Origin of the sequence: Pseudoflavonifractor sp. An184, from assembly GCF_002160305.1 — a bacterium.
GTDB classification, from domain to species: Bacteria; Bacillota; Clostridia; order Oscillospirales; family Oscillospiraceae; genus Lawsonibacter; species Lawsonibacter pullicola.
Genome location: NZ_NFKI01000064.1, coordinates 1 through 16,261, shown reverse-complemented (window position 1 = coordinate 16,261; position 16,261 = coordinate 1). Strand labels below are relative to the sequence as shown.

At 51.6% G+C, this 16,261-nt stretch carries 18 protein-coding genes; all 18 read left to right on the top strand.

All coding sequences use genetic code 11. The features are described from left to right. A partial coding sequence (locus B5F19_RS17750) for a hypothetical protein (RefSeq protein WP_204248342.1) occupies nt 1-190 on the top strand: 190 nt, incomplete at its 5' end. A gap of 561 nt (nt 191-751) precedes the next feature. Next, entirely contained in the window at nt 752-1,387 is a 636-nt protein-coding gene (locus B5F19_RS14625; RefSeq protein WP_087291764.1) for a TetR/AcrR family transcriptional regulator, read from the top strand. Between the two features lie 171 nt (nt 1,388-1,558). After that, nucleotides 1,559-3,037 (top strand): DUF6138 family protein, encoded by a 1,479-nt coding sequence (locus tag B5F19_RS14620; RefSeq protein WP_242972832.1) that lies wholly within the window; start codon nt 1,559-1,561, stop codon nt 3,035-3,037. Further along, complete coding sequence (locus B5F19_RS14615; RefSeq protein ID WP_087291761.1) at nt 3,034-4,416, top strand: DUF6138 family protein; 1,383 nt, start codon at nt 3,034-3,036, stop codon at nt 4,414-4,416. The genes B5F19_RS14620 and B5F19_RS14615 overlap by 4 nt, the downstream gene beginning before the upstream one ends. Nucleotides 4,417-4,434: 18 nt before the next feature. After that, entirely contained in the window at nt 4,435-5,526 is a 1,092-nt protein-coding gene (locus B5F19_RS14610) for an ankyrin repeat domain-containing protein (protein WP_204248341.1), read from the top strand. 12 nt (nt 5,527-5,538) lie between these two features. Next, nucleotides 5,539-6,387: a DUF2262 domain-containing protein gene (locus tag B5F19_RS14605; RefSeq protein WP_087291758.1), complete on the top strand. Its 849-nt coding sequence runs from the start codon at nt 5,539-5,541 to the stop codon at nt 6,385-6,387. A gap of 52 nt (nt 6,388-6,439) precedes the next feature. After that, a complete protein-coding gene (locus tag B5F19_RS14600; RefSeq protein WP_015565826.1) occupies nt 6,440-6,766 on the top strand; it encodes a DUF5713 family protein in 327 nt (108 codons plus the stop codon). A gap of 122 nt (nt 6,767-6,888) precedes the next feature. Next, nucleotides 6,889-7,533 carry a hypothetical protein gene (locus B5F19_RS14595; protein WP_242972831.1) on the top strand — a complete coding sequence of 215 codons (645 nt, stop codon included), beginning with the start codon at nt 6,889-6,891 and terminating at the stop codon, nt 7,531-7,533. Between the two features lie 30 nt (nt 7,534-7,563). Continuing rightward, entirely contained in the window at nt 7,564-9,996 is a 2,433-nt protein-coding gene (locus B5F19_RS14590; protein ID WP_087291751.1) for a hypothetical protein, read from the top strand. A gap of 9 nt (nt 9,997-10,005) precedes the next feature. Further along, on the top strand, nt 10,006-11,031 hold the full coding sequence (locus tag B5F19_RS14585; RefSeq protein WP_087291748.1) for a hypothetical protein: 1,026 nt from the start codon (nt 10,006-10,008) through the stop codon (nt 11,029-11,031). A gap of 15 nt (nt 11,032-11,046) precedes the next feature. Then, nucleotides 11,047-11,670 carry a hypothetical protein gene (locus B5F19_RS14580; protein WP_087291745.1) on the top strand — a complete coding sequence of 208 codons (624 nt, stop codon included), beginning with the start codon at nt 11,047-11,049 and terminating at the stop codon, nt 11,668-11,670. Nucleotides 11,671-11,711: 41 nt separating this feature from the next. Further along, nucleotides 11,712-12,572, top strand: coding sequence for an NADAR family protein (locus B5F19_RS14575; RefSeq protein WP_087291766.1), 861 nt, complete (start codon nt 11,712-11,714; stop codon nt 12,570-12,572). A gap of 9 nt (nt 12,573-12,581) precedes the next feature. Beyond that, on the top strand, nt 12,582-12,959 hold the full coding sequence (locus tag B5F19_RS14570; protein ID WP_242972830.1) for a hypothetical protein: 378 nt from the start codon (nt 12,582-12,584) through the stop codon (nt 12,957-12,959). A 46-nt stretch (nt 12,960-13,005) separates the two neighbouring features. Then, nucleotides 13,006-13,707: a hypothetical protein gene (locus B5F19_RS14565; RefSeq protein WP_087155268.1), complete on the top strand. Its 702-nt coding sequence runs from the start codon at nt 13,006-13,008 to the stop codon at nt 13,705-13,707. A gap of 14 nt (nt 13,708-13,721) precedes the next feature. Beyond that, nucleotides 13,722-13,997, top strand: a complete 276-nt coding sequence (locus B5F19_RS14560; protein WP_242972829.1) for a hypothetical protein — start codon at nt 13,722-13,724, stop codon at nt 13,995-13,997. Between the two features lie 13 nt (nt 13,998-14,010). Further along, on the top strand, nt 14,011-15,015 hold the full coding sequence (locus B5F19_RS14555) for a hypothetical protein (RefSeq protein WP_087291739.1): 1,005 nt from the start codon (nt 14,011-14,013) through the stop codon (nt 15,013-15,015). A gap of 5 nt (nt 15,016-15,020) precedes the next feature. Further along, entirely contained in the window at nt 15,021-15,758 is a 738-nt protein-coding gene (locus tag B5F19_RS14550; RefSeq protein ID WP_087262238.1) for an SMI1/KNR4 family protein, read from the top strand. A 102-nt stretch (nt 15,759-15,860) separates the two neighbouring features. Next, the gene (locus B5F19_RS14545; protein ID WP_087291736.1) at nt 15,861-16,109 is read left to right on the top strand and encodes a hypothetical protein; all 249 of its coding nucleotides are present in this window, start codon (nt 15,861-15,863) and stop codon (nt 16,107-16,109) included. Nucleotides 16,110-16,261: the final 152 nt, after the last annotated feature.

Below are 16,261 nucleotides of genomic sequence, written 5' to 3'. Positions count from 1 at the left end.
CAAAAATAGTTGCAAAAAGCAAAGAAAACACCCGCTTTTCGCCTGGAAAGCGGGTGTTTTGTGGAGCTGCTACCCAGATTTGAACTGGGGACCTCATCCTTACCAAGCGGCTTTGGAGCTTTTTTCTAACTATTTTTCGTGCTTTATGGCCATTTTCGCTCCATTTTATTTGCTTTCCAGCACTCTTTGAGGGCACTGTTTCCATATACTCCACACCGCTCTGTGGCTGAAACTGTGGTCAAAAAACTCCCCGCCTTTTGCCGGAAATGGTTTCCCGGCTGGGGCGGGGAACATTTTTATATCCCTGCGTATCTGTTTGTTGGTGAGAGTGCAGAGCAAGGCAAATGATCTCCGCCGTCCACAGCTCAGGATTTGCGGGGCTGTAAACAAAGAGATGGAATTATCTTTTTTGTATTATTTCTAATACTTTATAGCCATTTTTGTTCCATTCCGATTACTCTTTAGCATTCTTCGGATGGACTGTTTCCGTGTGCTCCGAGCGGCACTGTGGCTAAAAATGTGGTCAGAGTAACGCATTGGGAGGCAGTTAGTAACCACATCTTTCAGAATGGTTTTAGCACGGTGTTAACAAAGATTACCCCGGCATCTTGAACGCATCCTACTATGCCCCCGGTGTGTTGCACCGGGGGACTTATTTTTGGGAACAGTCTTGCATTTCAATTAAGTTTCGCTATAATACAAATAAAGACTGTTTTTTAATTTTGTTATTTATATAGGGCGGTGACGACTTGTGGCAAGAAAGGCGTATTCTGATGAGGAGAGGGCGCAGGTAAAGGAAGCCCTGATGGTCACCATGATCCGGTGTATCGCGGACCGGGGCCTGATCCACAGCAGTATTGATGTTCTATGCAGAAAAGTTGGGATCTCCAAGACTTTCTTCTACAGTTTCTTCTCATCCAAGGAGGAACTGGTGCTCCACGCCCTGCGATATCAGCAGCCCAGGCTGCTGGATTATGCCCGGCAGCTGATGGAGGACCCGGCGCTCAGTTGGCGGGCGGGCGTGGAAACCTTCCTGAAAAACTGCTGCTACGGGGCCGAAAGCGGAGTTGCTGTTTTGTCCATTGAGGAGGAGCAGCAGGCGCGCCGCTGCCTTTCCGAGGAGAATTTTCAGGCCTTTCGACAGGACCAGGTCAGTTTTTATGGGAAACTGCTCTCCATCTTTGGCCTGCCTGCGGACAGTATTGACCCACGGCTGTTCGGCAATCTGGCGCTGGCCATGATGATGGTGTACAAGGCCATCCCGGACACTATGCCGTTTCTTTTCCCGGAGGTGGCGGAGGACATGGTGGAATTCCAGGTCAAGGCCCTGGTGGACGAGATGGAGCGGATAAGAGAGTGTGTACAACAGGTAAAAGCGGATGCATAGCGGTCGGTTCCTATGTCCAAATGGACACGAAAGACAACAGAATATTGTCAGGCACAGGGCTTTGGAAAACAGGTCTTGGTTCTGTGCGGCCTTTTCATGCCCTGCGTCAGTCTGTCCTTGCGGCAGTATGGCACGGGGCATTTTTTATGACTCAGAAAGAGGTGGGTTGATATGAATTTACCAAAACGCAACAGTGCGGACGGGCGCTGTTACTGGATGAAGCCCGAGGTGCAGGAGGAACTGCAACCGCTCTTTGATCAGTGTATCCAGGATGCCATTGACGGGAGAATCACGCGGCTTGATGATTCCCACTGGCCGCCGGTAGTGGTCAGCAGTCAAGGTGCACCCTTTGAGGTGTGGCAACTGCTTAGGGCATGGACCGAAATACAGCGGGCCGAGACCCTGGATGCGGAAAAGGCCATCGCCTTCAGCGAAAACCTGCGCCGCCAGAGCCGCTGGGGTGAAATTGACCACCATCTACTTGATATGCTGAAACGGGAGCTACAAGAGAAGTATTTTGTTGCAACAGGCGATGAAGATGATCGCTTCTGGGATCGGGAGTATTCCTTGAAACCAGGCATCCGTGCAGAGCAGATCCCGGAGCCGCTGCTGCGTTTCGCCTGCTATGTGGCGGTGAGCTATAAAGTGTATGGCTTGGACTTTCAGTATCTGGACGCCAATTACCTCTTTGGATTGGTGGAGAAAGTCCGTCCTGATATGGTGAAAAAGCTCCGGGAACACGGGACCGGCAGGCTGCCGCTCTCTCTGCAAAAGAGGAAAACAGAGCACTTCACCGCATCGGCCAACGATGCCTTTGCTGTGATCCGTATTACTGCCAGGGACAACACAGAGGAATGCTGCCACGAAGTGCTGGACTACCTGTGTGAGATTCTGGAGCAGGAGGACTTTCCCCGCAGCTATGCGGTGGATTTCAAAGGGCCGGAAAAGAGCTATCTTCCCATCACAGGACTGCCCAAAAAGGGAGTAAACCAGCTCTTTGCCTGTGCCGTGCAGTACCCTGGCCTCCACCCCCTGATGGAACGGTACGCCCGGCTTGCCATGCGGCAATATGAGCAGTACACCAATCTCAGCGACGAGCAGTGCGCGCTCCCTGGAAGTTTTGCCGTGTTCGCCCTGGGAATGCTGGGGCAAGAGTGGCAGCAGCTGGTATGGGATTATCTCGATCTCTGCGATGATGAGCACTCCCACTTACAGGAAAAATTCCTCCGGGAGTATGTGAAACAGTTCGGATTTACCGCCGATACCGTCCCTGTATTTGTCCGTGGGGTGCTGTCCATGCAGAACATGAAGTATTCCAAGGACTATACCGCGTGGATGGCAAATGCAGAAAGCCTGGACGCTCTGCTGGAGGCAAAAATCCACCTGTCCGAGATCGTTCCAAGCGGTTTTTCCTCCGACGAGGATGACGATGATGACGAGAACGAGGAACCCACCCAGGAAACAGAAGCCAGTCCGGAGGAAGTGCTGCAATACGCATGGGAGACGGTCTGCTATGTGATCTGGGGCAAAGCCAGCGCCAAGGGTGGTCAAAAAGTGGTGGAAACAGCTCCGGAGGAACTGAAAGAGTGTTGCCGACAGATTTTTATTCCAATAACAGAGAGCCTGGAAGAAAGAGGTAGCCTGCTATGAGTTTACCGAAACGAGACGGCGTACATGGTCGTTATTACCTGATTCATAAACCAGATACGGACTCCGAAGTGCTGGAACAAGCCGATCAGTGCATTCAGGATGTGTTGGATGGAACCGCAGAAGAAAACCATTCCGGATACCCGGTGGTTGTTCGGAATCAAAACGGAACACCCTTTCTTCCCAGCCAGCTGCTGGAGCGGTACCTGTCCAAACTGCCGTTGAAAGGATTTCCCTATGAGGAAGCGGTTGTATTCTGCGATGCCCTGCGGCGGCTGGCGGGCTGGAAGGAGATTGATCACACACTGGGACAATACATCGAACACCAGGTGCAGGAGCGGTATTTTGAGGTCGGAGAGAAAGAGAATTACTTTTCAGCTTACCCGCCCTGCACCGTGTGGCCCGAGCTGAGGCCGGAGGATGTGGACGAAGACCTGCTGCGCTTTGCCTGCTATGTGGCGGTCTGTTATACGGTATATGGAGCCAGCTACGACTCCCTCACCACCGAGCACATTCTCGGCCTGGTTTCCCAGCTTCGCCCGGATATGGTGAAGCAGTTGAAAACAGCCGGCAGCGGCAAATTGCCAAAGGACATCCAGCGGCGTAAGACGGAGCATTTCACCGCATCGGCCAATGATGCGTTTGCCACCATCCGCATCACCGCCAGGGACTCCACCGAGGAGTGCTATGGGGAAATCCTGGACTACCTGTGCGCGGTGCTGGAGCAGGAGGAATTTCCCCGCAGTTACTCGGTGGAGTTCCGTGGGCCGGAGAAGATTTACCTGCCCATTCCCGGCCTGCCCAAAAAAGGAGTCAATCAGCTCTTTGCCTGCGCTGTGCAGCACCCCAATCTGCATCCAGCTATGGAGCGATACGCTCGCCTGGCTATGCGGGAGTTTGAGTGGTACCAAAACCTCGCGGATGAAGCCTGTGCGATGCCCGGCACCTTTGCCGTGTTTGCTCTGGGGCTGGAGGGACCACAGTGGTGTTCGCTGGTGTGCGATTATCTGGATCTATGTGATGATGAACATTCCTCTTTACAGGAGAAGTTCATCCACGCATTTTTCAAAAAATGCGGATTTACCGTTCAGACATTCCCTGTATTGATCCACGGCGTCCAGTCTATGCAGGGTATGAAACCGGCCAAGGAATTCCGCACGCTAATTGCCAATGAGGAGAGCCTGAACGCTCTGCTGGAGATCAAGGGTCATTTAGAGGACTACCTGCCGGAAGAAAATTGCCAGGACAAAGGATCCCAGGACTTTCTCTGGCAAGATGTGCTCTGGGGCGTTTGGGGGCAAGCTGCGCAAGATGGCGGCGGTAAGGTGATCAAAGCAGCACCGGCGGAACTGAGAGAACAGTATCAGAAAATTTTTCAATAGAATGTCAGGAGGATTCAGATGAGTGAAGTAAGCTATTCAAATGTACCTCCCATGATGGCTGCCATCAAAAGTGGTGACATAGAGGCGATTCGTTCCCTGCTTCACGCAGGGCATTCTCCCAATGAGCCGCAGTGCTATCAGGTAATGATTGGAGAGTGGCCGCGGGATGGCGAAGCCTCTCCACTGGAATTGGCTGTGCTGGAAAATCGGATGGACATGGTGCAGCTCCTGATCGAATGCGGAGCAGATTTGACCCATAACCCGGAAGAATTGCTTTGTGGTTCCCTGCGCAGTCAAGACCTGGCCCTGTTTTCCTTTTTGGTAGATGTGGGAGTCATAATCCCCGCAGCGCAAAGGGATATATGCAGGCTGTTTCTCCACTTGGTGGATCGGGATGAGCCTAATGTACTCCCCATTTTGAAAAGGATGAGCATGGATTTGAAACAATACGGCGGTGAAGCCCTGCGCAGTATGGCGAGCCATGGAAATCAGCTGCTGGTGGAGTATCTGATTCAAAACGGGGCGGACATCAACTATCACAAGCCGGATATGGTGTTTCCCTACGCTTCGACTCCTGTCACTGAAGCTGCACGGCACAACGATTTTCCTATGGTGCGCTGGCTTGTGGAGCAGGGTGCGGATATCACCATCCCAGATAAATACGGTGACCGGCCCTACACCGTAGCAGTGCAGAACAAAAATCAGGAAATGGCCGCCTACTTAAAAGCTCTGGAGCCGGAGGAATGGCACAACGAACAGGAAAAGGCGCGTCAACTCATGCCTTACAAGCTACCTGCCAAGCTGGTGGAATACTTAAAGACCGGCCCCTTGCGTCTGGAATTTCCAGAGTGGGAGCTGGTGAAATGGGCGGAACTGTACCCCTACATGGATGTGCAGGAGATGACCTGGAAGCGGAAAAAGCTGCCCTCTCTCATGGCGAAAATGGATAATTACAGCGACTATTTGCTGCTGTGGAGTCCCAGAGATAAGAAACTCTGGTATCTGGACATTGAGCATGAGGAGTTTCATCCGTTAGCCAAATGGGAGGCATTTATTGCTGATCCCGGAAAATATCTCAATGGAATGATTGAGGGCGAGTTTGAGGAATAAGGAGCTAACGCAATGTTTGAGGAATTTTATCAAAAATATGAGACTGAGGAGCAGGAAGTGATTGCCCTGATTCGTAAGTGCATTGGGGCTGGGTACCATAAGAGCGATAACAGTGACTTTTGGGAGATGACTGTCATTACACTGGGTATGGTGTTCTGCAATACCGGCAAGGTCAGCATTAAAGAAGGTCGGCTGAAATGGCCGGTTACGGAGGAGGAACGCAACAGTGAAAAGAGCTGGGGGCGTTTGCAGCAAGGGCAGATTTGCCGTCTGAAGGCACGCAGATTGTTGGATGGGTTGGTACCTGAACACACCACTCCGGAACAGTTCAACAGCTGGGCTGTTATAGATGTGCTGGAGCCTTCTGTCCCCTGCCCTCCGTTGGAGGCAGTATGGGAGGAATACCAGAAACCCGTAAACATTGAGGATGAAGTTCTGGGAACTTTGAAACTGAACCGGGACTTCGGGCTGCTGGATGGCAAAATCTTGTGGAACGGAAAGGAAGTCTCCCTTGCACTGGAAATAGATCTGGAGGATGAGGAAACCTGGGATACCGTCCGCAGCATTGCCCACAAAGTTATGGCAGACCGCGAAAGCTGGGACAAGTCCATGCGGGAATTTGCGGCAAAGGAACTGACCGGGCTGGCCAATGAGTGGCAGGCAGATGACGATGAGAAGAAAAATGCTGATCCCATTACAGAAGAAGGATTTGCCCAGCGCATTACTTTGTCAGAACTGAGCCTTACTTATGAGGGTGACTTTACGGCCTATTTTGATGACGACGATATGTTCTGGGGACACACTGTTGAGGTTTGCGGCTCCCTGGAAAATGGGATAGAGAGCGCCAATATTGCGGGATAACGGTTGCATAAGACATACAAGCTGATATTTGAATGCGAAAGGAGAAATCATGATGAAAGCATTTGACCCGAATTACAAACTGCTGGACGAGATGTATCAGGATAATTACTATCCAGTTTTTCTGGTGGATAAGGTCAGGGACGAGCTTCAGAAGGTCATTGACCTGCTGGAGAGCGGCGAAACGGACACCGAAGTGATACAGAAAACGCTGGATAAGGCGGTCTGCGGCATCAATGATCTTCAGGATGAATTTTACGAAAACGACAGCGAGATTGAAACGGTGGCCCGGGATTGTATTGGAGACACCGTTGCCTACATTCTGGAGTGGTTCGGTATCCCGATTGATATGGAGGAGGCCATCCGAGAACGGGACTGGTGATTTTTATGAAAATAGAGCCCCCTCTTAGCACCGCAGTTTTCTGGCGCGGCGGAGAAAAGATTGATCTGAATGGACGAAAACCAGATGCGGTACGGTGTCTGTCTGTGACGGGAGAGCGGAAGGTGAATCTGTCCTTCCTGCGAGATTATCCCAATCTGGAGGAACTGACCCTAATGGAAAAATGTGAGGGTGTAGAAGTTCTCTCCGAGCTAAAGCAGCTTCATACACTGTCCCTATGGCTGTCGGCCCCTGTTTCCTGGGACAATGTTTCTCTCCCCGGCCTGCGTGTTCTCCACCTGCGTGGAGAAAAGAATGGCGACATTACCCCACTTCTCACCAGCATTACCTATCTCCATTTGGAGGAAATGCGGAAAACGGATGATCTTGCCCCTTTCCTGACTCCAGCGACCCGGCTTCAGAAACTCTATCTCCAGTCACTACCAGCTGTGCAGAAACTACCGGCTCTGGATGGGCTTCCTTCCCTTTATGCCCTGAAACTCTATGAACTGCATAAACTCAGCGATTTGTCCGCCCTCTCTCACAGCCATTTGCGCTACTTTGCCGCCTCTCTGATCGGGGATAAACTCTCCGCCCAGGCGCTGGCAGATGCTGTGCTGGCAATTCCCGGTCTGGAGGCAGCCGCGCTCCAGCTGGTAGACCGCTCCGGGCGGCGCTATGGCGGTGTCCAAAAAGCCTTTGCCGCCGCTGGGAAGTCCCCGCTGCTGCGGGAGGAAATCAGTGCTTTGACCACATGGCTGTCGCTATGATGTAGGAAATGGGAAAAGGAGAAACTACCTATGGCAGAGTTCAAACAAATCATAGATGATGCGCTGGACATTCTGAAATTTGACGGAGCCGTACAGGACACTTTGGCGGAACTGCGAGAAAAATGGGGCGCGCAGGTCCCGGTGCTGCTGGATGAACGCTTTGACGCCATCGGCATCCAATATATGAAATTGCCCCATGAAAAAGGAGCGGCGGCGCTGGGGCAGGAGCTGTCTACCTTCGGCTGGGCGCTGTATAACCTGGATGATGAGGACGAGTATCTGTTTGCCTTGATCCCAGAGGAAGAACGCAGCGAATGGGAACGCTACTGCAAAAAGCAGGGGCAATATTGCCACCTGATGAAACAGCAAGGGCGAAAATGGGGCGACCATGCCAAGGAGCAGGACCCTGGAAAGCTGATGCCCTGCGAGGAATACATACTTCAGGATGAGTACGATTATTTCTTCAACTCCCTGGCGGGTGATTTTGCGGCGGGTAAATGGAAAAATCAGGATGCAGAAGGATGGAAAAGCGGCTGTGTGGCCGATCTGCGCCACCGTCCGCCGCAAGTAATCCGCGCCCACAGTTTGCCGCACCTTGGGTGCCTCACTTATTCCGCAGAAAATGGACTCTATGCCGCGTCCAGAGCCGCTGGCAGCGGGACTATTGGGCGGGCATTACTGAGCAAGAATCCGGCTACCCTCAACTGGTTCGAGCCGTCCCCCATTGGATATGACGGTCCGCCCCGGACCCTGTGCTGGGCTGACCATTCCCTCTGGGTGGGCGATCCCACCAACGCCACACGGATTGAACTCACCGACCGGGGCACCTGTCAGGATGTGAAAAACTGGCCCCTGCCGGAAGATGGATGGAGCACCAAATACCATTGCGGCATTACGACAGATGGTCTGGGCCGGGTCTACTTCTCCAACGAGTGGTACAAGGGTCAGATTTACCGCTGGGAAAACGGCAAGGTAACAAAACACGCCTTCTCTCTGTATGGATACGACCATCTCTCCGAGGCCATCCCCGTTCCCGGCACAGGCCGCATCTACATGATCCACGCCGTCAGCGGGAAAGGGCGGGTGGAAGAATGCCTGCTGGAGCTGGACATGGACACCGGGCGGTGCCGCATCGCCTCCCTGTCCGGAATGGGCGAGGGGCTGAAACTTCGCTGGTTCACCGGGGACTGGCTGCTGGTGCAGGGAAACGGCGAGATCCTCTCTGATGACTTTGCCCAGCTCATCAACATGAACACCCGTGAAGTGCTGCGTATCCGTCCGGGAATGTTCGGCGGGGAGAAAATGCAGCACATCGGGATGCTCACCGATGGCACGGTGGTCATCGTCACCCGGCGGGACAGGGTTGGGCCGGTATTTCGTTATCCCATCGACTTCTGGGGTTTCCTTCGGACGGCAAACAAGCCCAAAAAGCTGGAATGGCGGGAGTACAAAGAAGTGTACCCGAATCTGCCCATCTTTCTACCGCCCAAGGCCACAGAGCGAAAAATCATTCTCAAAAAAGACAGCCTGACCATCCTGGGGTCGGTATTTACGCCGCCGTTTACCCTTTCGCAGCTTGCGGAAAAGCTGGGGTCCGCCCGCATTGTCCTGCAAAATGGAACACGGAAAAGCCCCATGACTGGCCGGGAGAGTCCCTATACCCAGGCACTTGCTTTGTGGGACGAGCTTGGACTCCAGGGCTGGTTGGATGAAGATGAGCAGACCATCAAAACCCTTGGTGTCCGGGTAGCGGCACAGGGAGAGTATGCGGTCCGGCAGACATTTGACGGAGCGGTTTGGATCGGGTCCAAGGACTACCGGGAGACCAGCTGGAAGGATTTCGCCGGATTTGCCCATACCCTCAAATTAGGCGGCTTTACCGTTTATACCCGCTTGCCGGGTCCTGTTCCAGAGGAGCAGTCAGCGCAGAAAGCAAAGCTGGAGGCCCTCTCCGCCATGGTGCAGATCAGCTGGAAAGAGCCAGAGAAAAAGGCGGCGAAAGCGCAGAAATACAAGTTATCCAAGCCGACTGAACCAGTGCTCACCTTTACCAGCTTCAACTTCAAGCTGGCGGTCATGGAAGTCCTGATGTACGAGAAAGGCTTACTGGCTCCTAAACTGGATGCCCATGAGTTTGCCAGAGAGTATAGCCGACGCAAGATCGACATTGACGCGGAAGGGTATGAACCCATCCCAGAGATTCGGAAGTGGCTGGAGAAATACCCTGTCCCGGAGCGGCTGGCCCGGTCGGTCACAGAAATTGAGATGGATGGCGGCAGCGAGATTTATACCCAACTCTGTCCGTTCTGGGATGGCGAGGATGGAGCCTTTGATCTTAATACTATTACTGAGGCGGAACTGCGCCAGTTCCCCAATCTCAAACATATTACTCTCATGTCCTCCAAGCCGGAACAGGTGCTGCCGGTTCTGGAACGGTGCAGTATCAAGGTAGACTTGCTGTGAGGTAAAAGTATGAAAGCGAAACTAAACGTGATAAAGAACTGGGAGTTCGAGGAATTTGAACTGACGGGAACTTCCTTCAAATACAGCCCGACTGGATGCAAAGGTATGGTAGCCCGCAGCGAGGATGAAATTGTGTTTTGGACCTATCATCTCGTGCAAAAGTGCAGCGGCGTTTTGTGGGTCAAAGGCGAAGTTTCCAGGTGGATTCCCAGCCCGGAGCCGAAAGAGCAGCAAGATGTTTGGGAAGTTCCTGTCTTGCTCTCATGCGACAGAGGAATACTGTTGGTTTGCCCGGCCAGTAAATCCCTTTGGTGGATGCCACAGATGGATGGAGAGTGGATTCCGATCCCCATGGATAACTGGTGTGCCCAGGGTATTCCCAAGCCGGTGGCAGTCACCGGAAGCCAAAGCGTTTTCCCTATTGTGTGCCGAGTGGACAACTCCGCTGATGCGACCAACAGTTTTACCAGCCTGACGGTAGACTTTGAAACCATGACTGCACACTGGGCAGAAAGCGGCTCTTGCGTATACAGCAAAGCAGGGACCCGACAGACCCATTTGGCGGCGGTAGAGCGGGCTGGCGGCAATTTTGCCCAGGCAGACTTTCACTACAACTATCCTATGATTGGCTCCATACTGGAACAGGACGGACAGTTTTATGCCTTTTTGGAAAGCAGCACCATCAATCCGGCGGGTCTTTCTCTCATGGGCTACTATTGGTATCTGGAACTGGAGGAAAACGGACTATTCAAAAAGAAACTGTGGGGCAAAGATAATTTAAGCCGCCTGCCCGGAAAACACGGGATGCGCGGAAAATTCTCCGGTGACAGGACTTGCCTGATCCTATCTCCCATTTTTAAGAATGATGACTGGAAGGGTAAACAAAAGGTGTTGCGCCTTTCGGATTTGGTGCTGATCGACCTTGCCATGCCCCGTGGATACGCTTCCTTCCATGTGCTGGATGTATGGGGGAACCGGGCATTTCTCAGTGATGAGAAAGACAAACTGGTTCTTTGTGAAATGACCTTGGAGTAGTTATGAGGGCTGAGTATGCTTTTCAAGAAAAAGATTGTATTTACAGAAGGAATGAATGAAACCCTTTGTTCTTTCGATGAAATACCCTGGTTTTCCTGTTGTGGAGTTTCGTATGATAAACCATCGTATTACCCATATCTTCAGGAAAAGGACCCAAAACGAGCAGAAAAGCTACTGCTGCATACAAAGAACTACTCAGGAACCGTCTGCCTTACAAATTTGTTCAAAGAAGGCATTTGTCGTGCAGATACCTTTATTCTGCAAACGGCTGGGTGGAAGTTTTACCAGAATGAATTTATGCCATGTGTGGAGGCCAGTTGGCGCACTTATGAAAAAAGAGCATCGAAGGCAAATGGCCTCGATCTGAACTCGGCGGAAAAAAGATTCCTGCGTGATTGTGGCTTTCCTGACAGCATAGATCTTCAGTTGTGCCGAATGGTGCAATATTTACTGGTTGAACAATACTTCCTTGAAAGGTTTCCTCAGTTCCCTCTATTTTTCAGCCGGATCATTGATATTTACAAGGATGGGCATATCGTGCTCGGCTGGAATGGAAGATTTGCATCGCATGAGACGAATCTGGAAAATGAAAACGGAACCCCAATCTTACCAACAGACGGAAGTTTGATTATATGGTAGGAAAAGAAGAATTTAATTGCTGTGAGACGAGGGAAAATGATATGGCATTACAGGAAAAGAAAATAATGCCTCCCCCTTGGCTGGCCCACCGGGAGATCGAGCGATACTCTATTGGCTGGCGCATGGGCTACGGGGAGGATTACATATACCGATTTGGCGATTGGATGGACACCCTCTCCCCGGATGAGCGGACGGAATACCGCACCCTCTTTCCCGAGCCGGTAACCTGGAAGGGCTGGTGGGATGACGAAGATAGCAGCGAAGTGCTGGAACATGGGGACTTCTGGGTGAATGCGTGGCAGCCGGAAGGAAGCCCTAAATACACCCGGCAGTGGCTTCAGCAGGAGTTTGCCGCTGGGAGAAAGCGGGAATTTTGCTTATTCTGGGGCCATCAGCCTTCCGAGGACGGCCAGCTGACAAAAAGCTGCCTCAGCCAGTGGTGGATGGAGGATTTCTGGTCCATTGCCAATACCTATCTTTGTATGGAGCAGTATATGATGGCGGCCAAGGCGGAGCTCTTTGGCGATAGTGAAATCCAGGAGCAGATATTGAAGTGTAGTGACCCTAAACAGATCAAGGCCCTGGGCCGCAAGGTGCGGGGTTTTGACCAGAAGGTATGGGATAAGTTCAAATACGCCATTGTATTGAATGGCAACTGGTGCAAATTCAGCCAGAACCGCGACCTGCGCGAATTTCTTCTCTCCACCGAAGATAGTGTGCTGGTGGAGGCCAGTCCCTATGATAACATCTGGGGTATTCGTCTCGCAGCCAGCTCCCCCGAGGCGCAGGACCCGATGAAGTGGCGGGGGCAAAACCTGCTGGGTTTTGCTCTAATGGAGGTACGGGACGAACTGCGCCGGGTCACGCAGAATGAAATGTTGTGCGACTGGAACGCAGTCTGAGGTAAAATGATGGAATTATTTGCAAAAAGAATGACTTGGGAGCTGGACAATGAGGAAGGACTGTCCTGCCTGTCCTTTGAACTGGAGGATGGCTACTTTACACTCTCCCGCAAGACCGGCGCGGAAGCACTCCGCTTGGAAATGAATGATCCAGCCAATGGTCAGTTGATTGACCCGGACTGTTTTGAATATGCCCTTGATAATACCAGGTTTCGTCTAAATATCGTGCGGAACAACCGAAAGGTTCTGCGGTATCTGGAAGAACACCACATCAACACGGAGTTGTATGGAGAAATCGTCCTTCACTACACTCCTCTCAGCAAGCCACAGCTTGAAACATTATCTGCCGTGGTTCTTAGACTGTTTTTCGGTGAACTACTTTTTTAGGCGGAAACAGAAGTGTCGTTGGCAGAAATCATGCGAGGGGATAACTATGGTTAAAATTTATCGTATTTGGTTCAATACGGAGAGAATGGACAGAGAGGATCACTACAAAATCACATTATTCAGTCGCCCTCGTGTATCTATTCATGTGGACGAGTACATTTGGAGTTTCATCGAAGAAAACATTGTGAAGCCACACAAGCTTATGCGCAGTGAGAAGCATGGGTATCTGTTGAACATTTCGTTTGACCAGTTTGACCCGGCAAAACACCGATATTTTCCGCTTTCCCCATACAACGGTCCGCTTCGGGAAGGGGTCGAGATGGACAGCGCAAACAGAAGCTATTTCCGCGAGGATTTTGCAGGCGGCATGAATCGGACTACCTGGTTCTCTCCCAATAAAATATGGACAAACTGCGGCGACAAGGTTCTGAATGTGGACATCAAAGCTGCCAGCGTGAGCGAGAATATTACCCCCAGAGAATACACAGATTTGCTTTTCGATGGAATTGGAGCGGCCTTGGTGTTCAATTTCAAAAGGCTCAAGCGCGAGGAGTTTGATGGGCTGAAGCCCAAGATTGACTGGAGCATCGTAGAAAGCTTCCCCTTTCCCGCACCCTTTGAGGAACAGCGGTACATTGGGGATGGTGGCAAAATTCATGTATATTCCTGGGATGGCCGACAGAAAAAGACTCTTGTAGGCCCCTATTCCGTGCGAGAGTTATATCTGGAGCATTTCGGAGAATCGTGAGGAGGAATTTTGCTGTGCAAAGCTGGTCCAGAATGGATTTTGGCACTGGAAAGATCATCTTTCTGGATATCACACAAAAAGAAGATATGCTGCAAGTGGAATATCCGAACGGCTTTCTGCTGGATATGGGCTGGCATCAGGACCGGTACATCATTTCTGTTATTCATAATTTTGATTGGACGCATCCAGTCCAGCAGTATGAAACAGCAGAAAGGAATCAGCTCCCCAAGCTGTTGACGGAGGCGGTTCGCCTTGTGGAAAAGGAATCACAGTCTGCCGGAGCAAATTGAAAGAGGTCTTGTTATGAACGAGAATTTATTTCGACCACAATTTGATACATTGAAACTGTCCGATAAACTCTCACTGATGCAAATTCTGGCGACTCGTTACCATTTGACATTCCAGGGACTGTACGCCTTTTCCCGCTGGGGGCAGAGCTGCACCACCGGCCTGTTTGAAAAAGGTGGCCGGGAATTTGTCTTTATCCCGGGCGATACCGTGACTCTTGGCTGGGAGAGCTTTGTCCAAGGGATGGACAAGGCCAACCAAGAGGAACTGGCGGATATTTTTGCGGAAATCGGATATGAGGGCACTGCGGAGGAATTTCTCCGGCAGGGCATGGCCCCGGTACGCCAGGTGACCATCGGCCCCATGTTCGCGGGCCGGAAGCTGGAGGAGATCGGCTGGGAAAGCGTACCCATGAACGACCCCCGCATCGCCGCTCATCCGGACTGGCTGGAGAACCTGCAGAAGCTGGCGGGCCGGAACAGCCAGAGCCTTGAGATCCACCAAACGGTCCGCTTTGAACGCAATGGCGATAGCTGGCGGGCGTGGCTGTGCCATCCCATGACCTACCCGGAGTTTCGGCTGTCCCTGCTGTGGGAGCTGACAGCCACCCTTCCCACGCCGGATGAGTGGGCCTATCTGTGTGGGGGCGGATGCCGCACCCTGTTTCCCTGGGGGGACGGACTGGACCACAAGATGAAACTGCACCACTTTGAAAGCGAGGAAGATCAGAGTAAGCCATACGACATGGAGCAGCCCAACTTCTTTGGTCTGTCGATTGCCTACGACCCTTATAAGCGAGAGCTGGTAGACGGGAAAACATTGACCACCTGCGGCGGTGACGGTGGCTGCAATGTCTGCGGTGGCATGGGTCCTTTGCTTGGATATTTACCCTGTTCCCCTCACTGTAAACCGGAGGTTCGGGAAGATAACGAGATTCACAATGACTATGACTTTTTCCGTCCCGTTATCCGGGTGCAGACATCCGGGTGGAGAATGGTATCACCCGAAAATGAGAGGTGATATTGATGAAAAGCCGATTGGAGCAATTATTGGACGAGCTATTAAGGCAAATTGATATACCTGCGATGGAGCAAGCCGTGTCCGAGCAGTATAAGAGCCAGATCCGCAGACGCTGGGAACTTCCGGCAGACTATTGGATGCTGTTGGAGCGCTGCTGTGGACTGCGAACCGTGTGGAGCAATGATACCTATGAGGCCCTGGAACTGTGGGGACTGGATACCCTTGTGAAGGGCCAGGAGGGATACGCCTATAATCCTGTGGAACAAAAGGTAATTAAAGATTGGGACGAGCATCTTGTGGTGATTGCGTCTGATGCTGGTGATCCATACTGCCTGGACCTGCGACGGAACGATACAGCCGTGTTCTGGGCAGAACATGGCGCCGGAACTTGGGACTTTCAGCCTGCCTTTGATTGTTTGGAAGATTTTCTCGAAAGCGTTTTGGATGTACCCAAAACGCAGGAATATGAAACAGCATATCCCTATCACTACATCCGCCTGATTGTAACCGGGATTTCCGACACCAAAAAGGCTCTGGTGTTTCTAAAACAGCATTTTGGCGACAGCAGCTTTCAGCAGACAAAAGACAGGCTGAAAGAACTGCCGCTCTTGATCTATTCCGGTCTTGATACCGGAACCGCCCCGCTGGAAAACTCTCTTGACCGCTGGGGATTGATGTACGAAAAGCAGCAGATTTCGTTGGAAAAGTTTCTGGAAGATCAAGCATATATCCGCAATCTGTAAGGTCGAAGCTGCGTTGTGCAGGTGCGATTCATCGGCATTGGAGCCCGCTAAAGACAATCCAAATAAGCAAAGTACACAATGATGTGATTTTGGGAGGAAGTCATGATCAAAGCAATTATGAAAATCCATACCACTTCTTCTACGGTTACATTTGTATGTGGCGATGTTGCCATTATTGGAAACGGTGAGTTTCGGGCTTCATCAGGAAAAGTGGATGGCTTTATCCTGTATGCCGACACTTTACAGTATGAAAACGGGGCGAAGCTCTCACGGGATGAACAAGAAAATTTGAAGTGCCTGTATCAGCACTTTGTATTGAACCGTGAAGATTTCATAGACTGGGATATTTGAAAAGAGATTTCCCCATGAAATGTTAGCAGATTGAGCACAGGAGTAAGTCCAATGGTATTAAGTCAAGAGGGTGATTCACGGAAACAACAGAAGAAAACGCCATAGGAGAGCTATGTGAGCAGCCAAAAGGCAACACCAACCAAAGCCCTGCC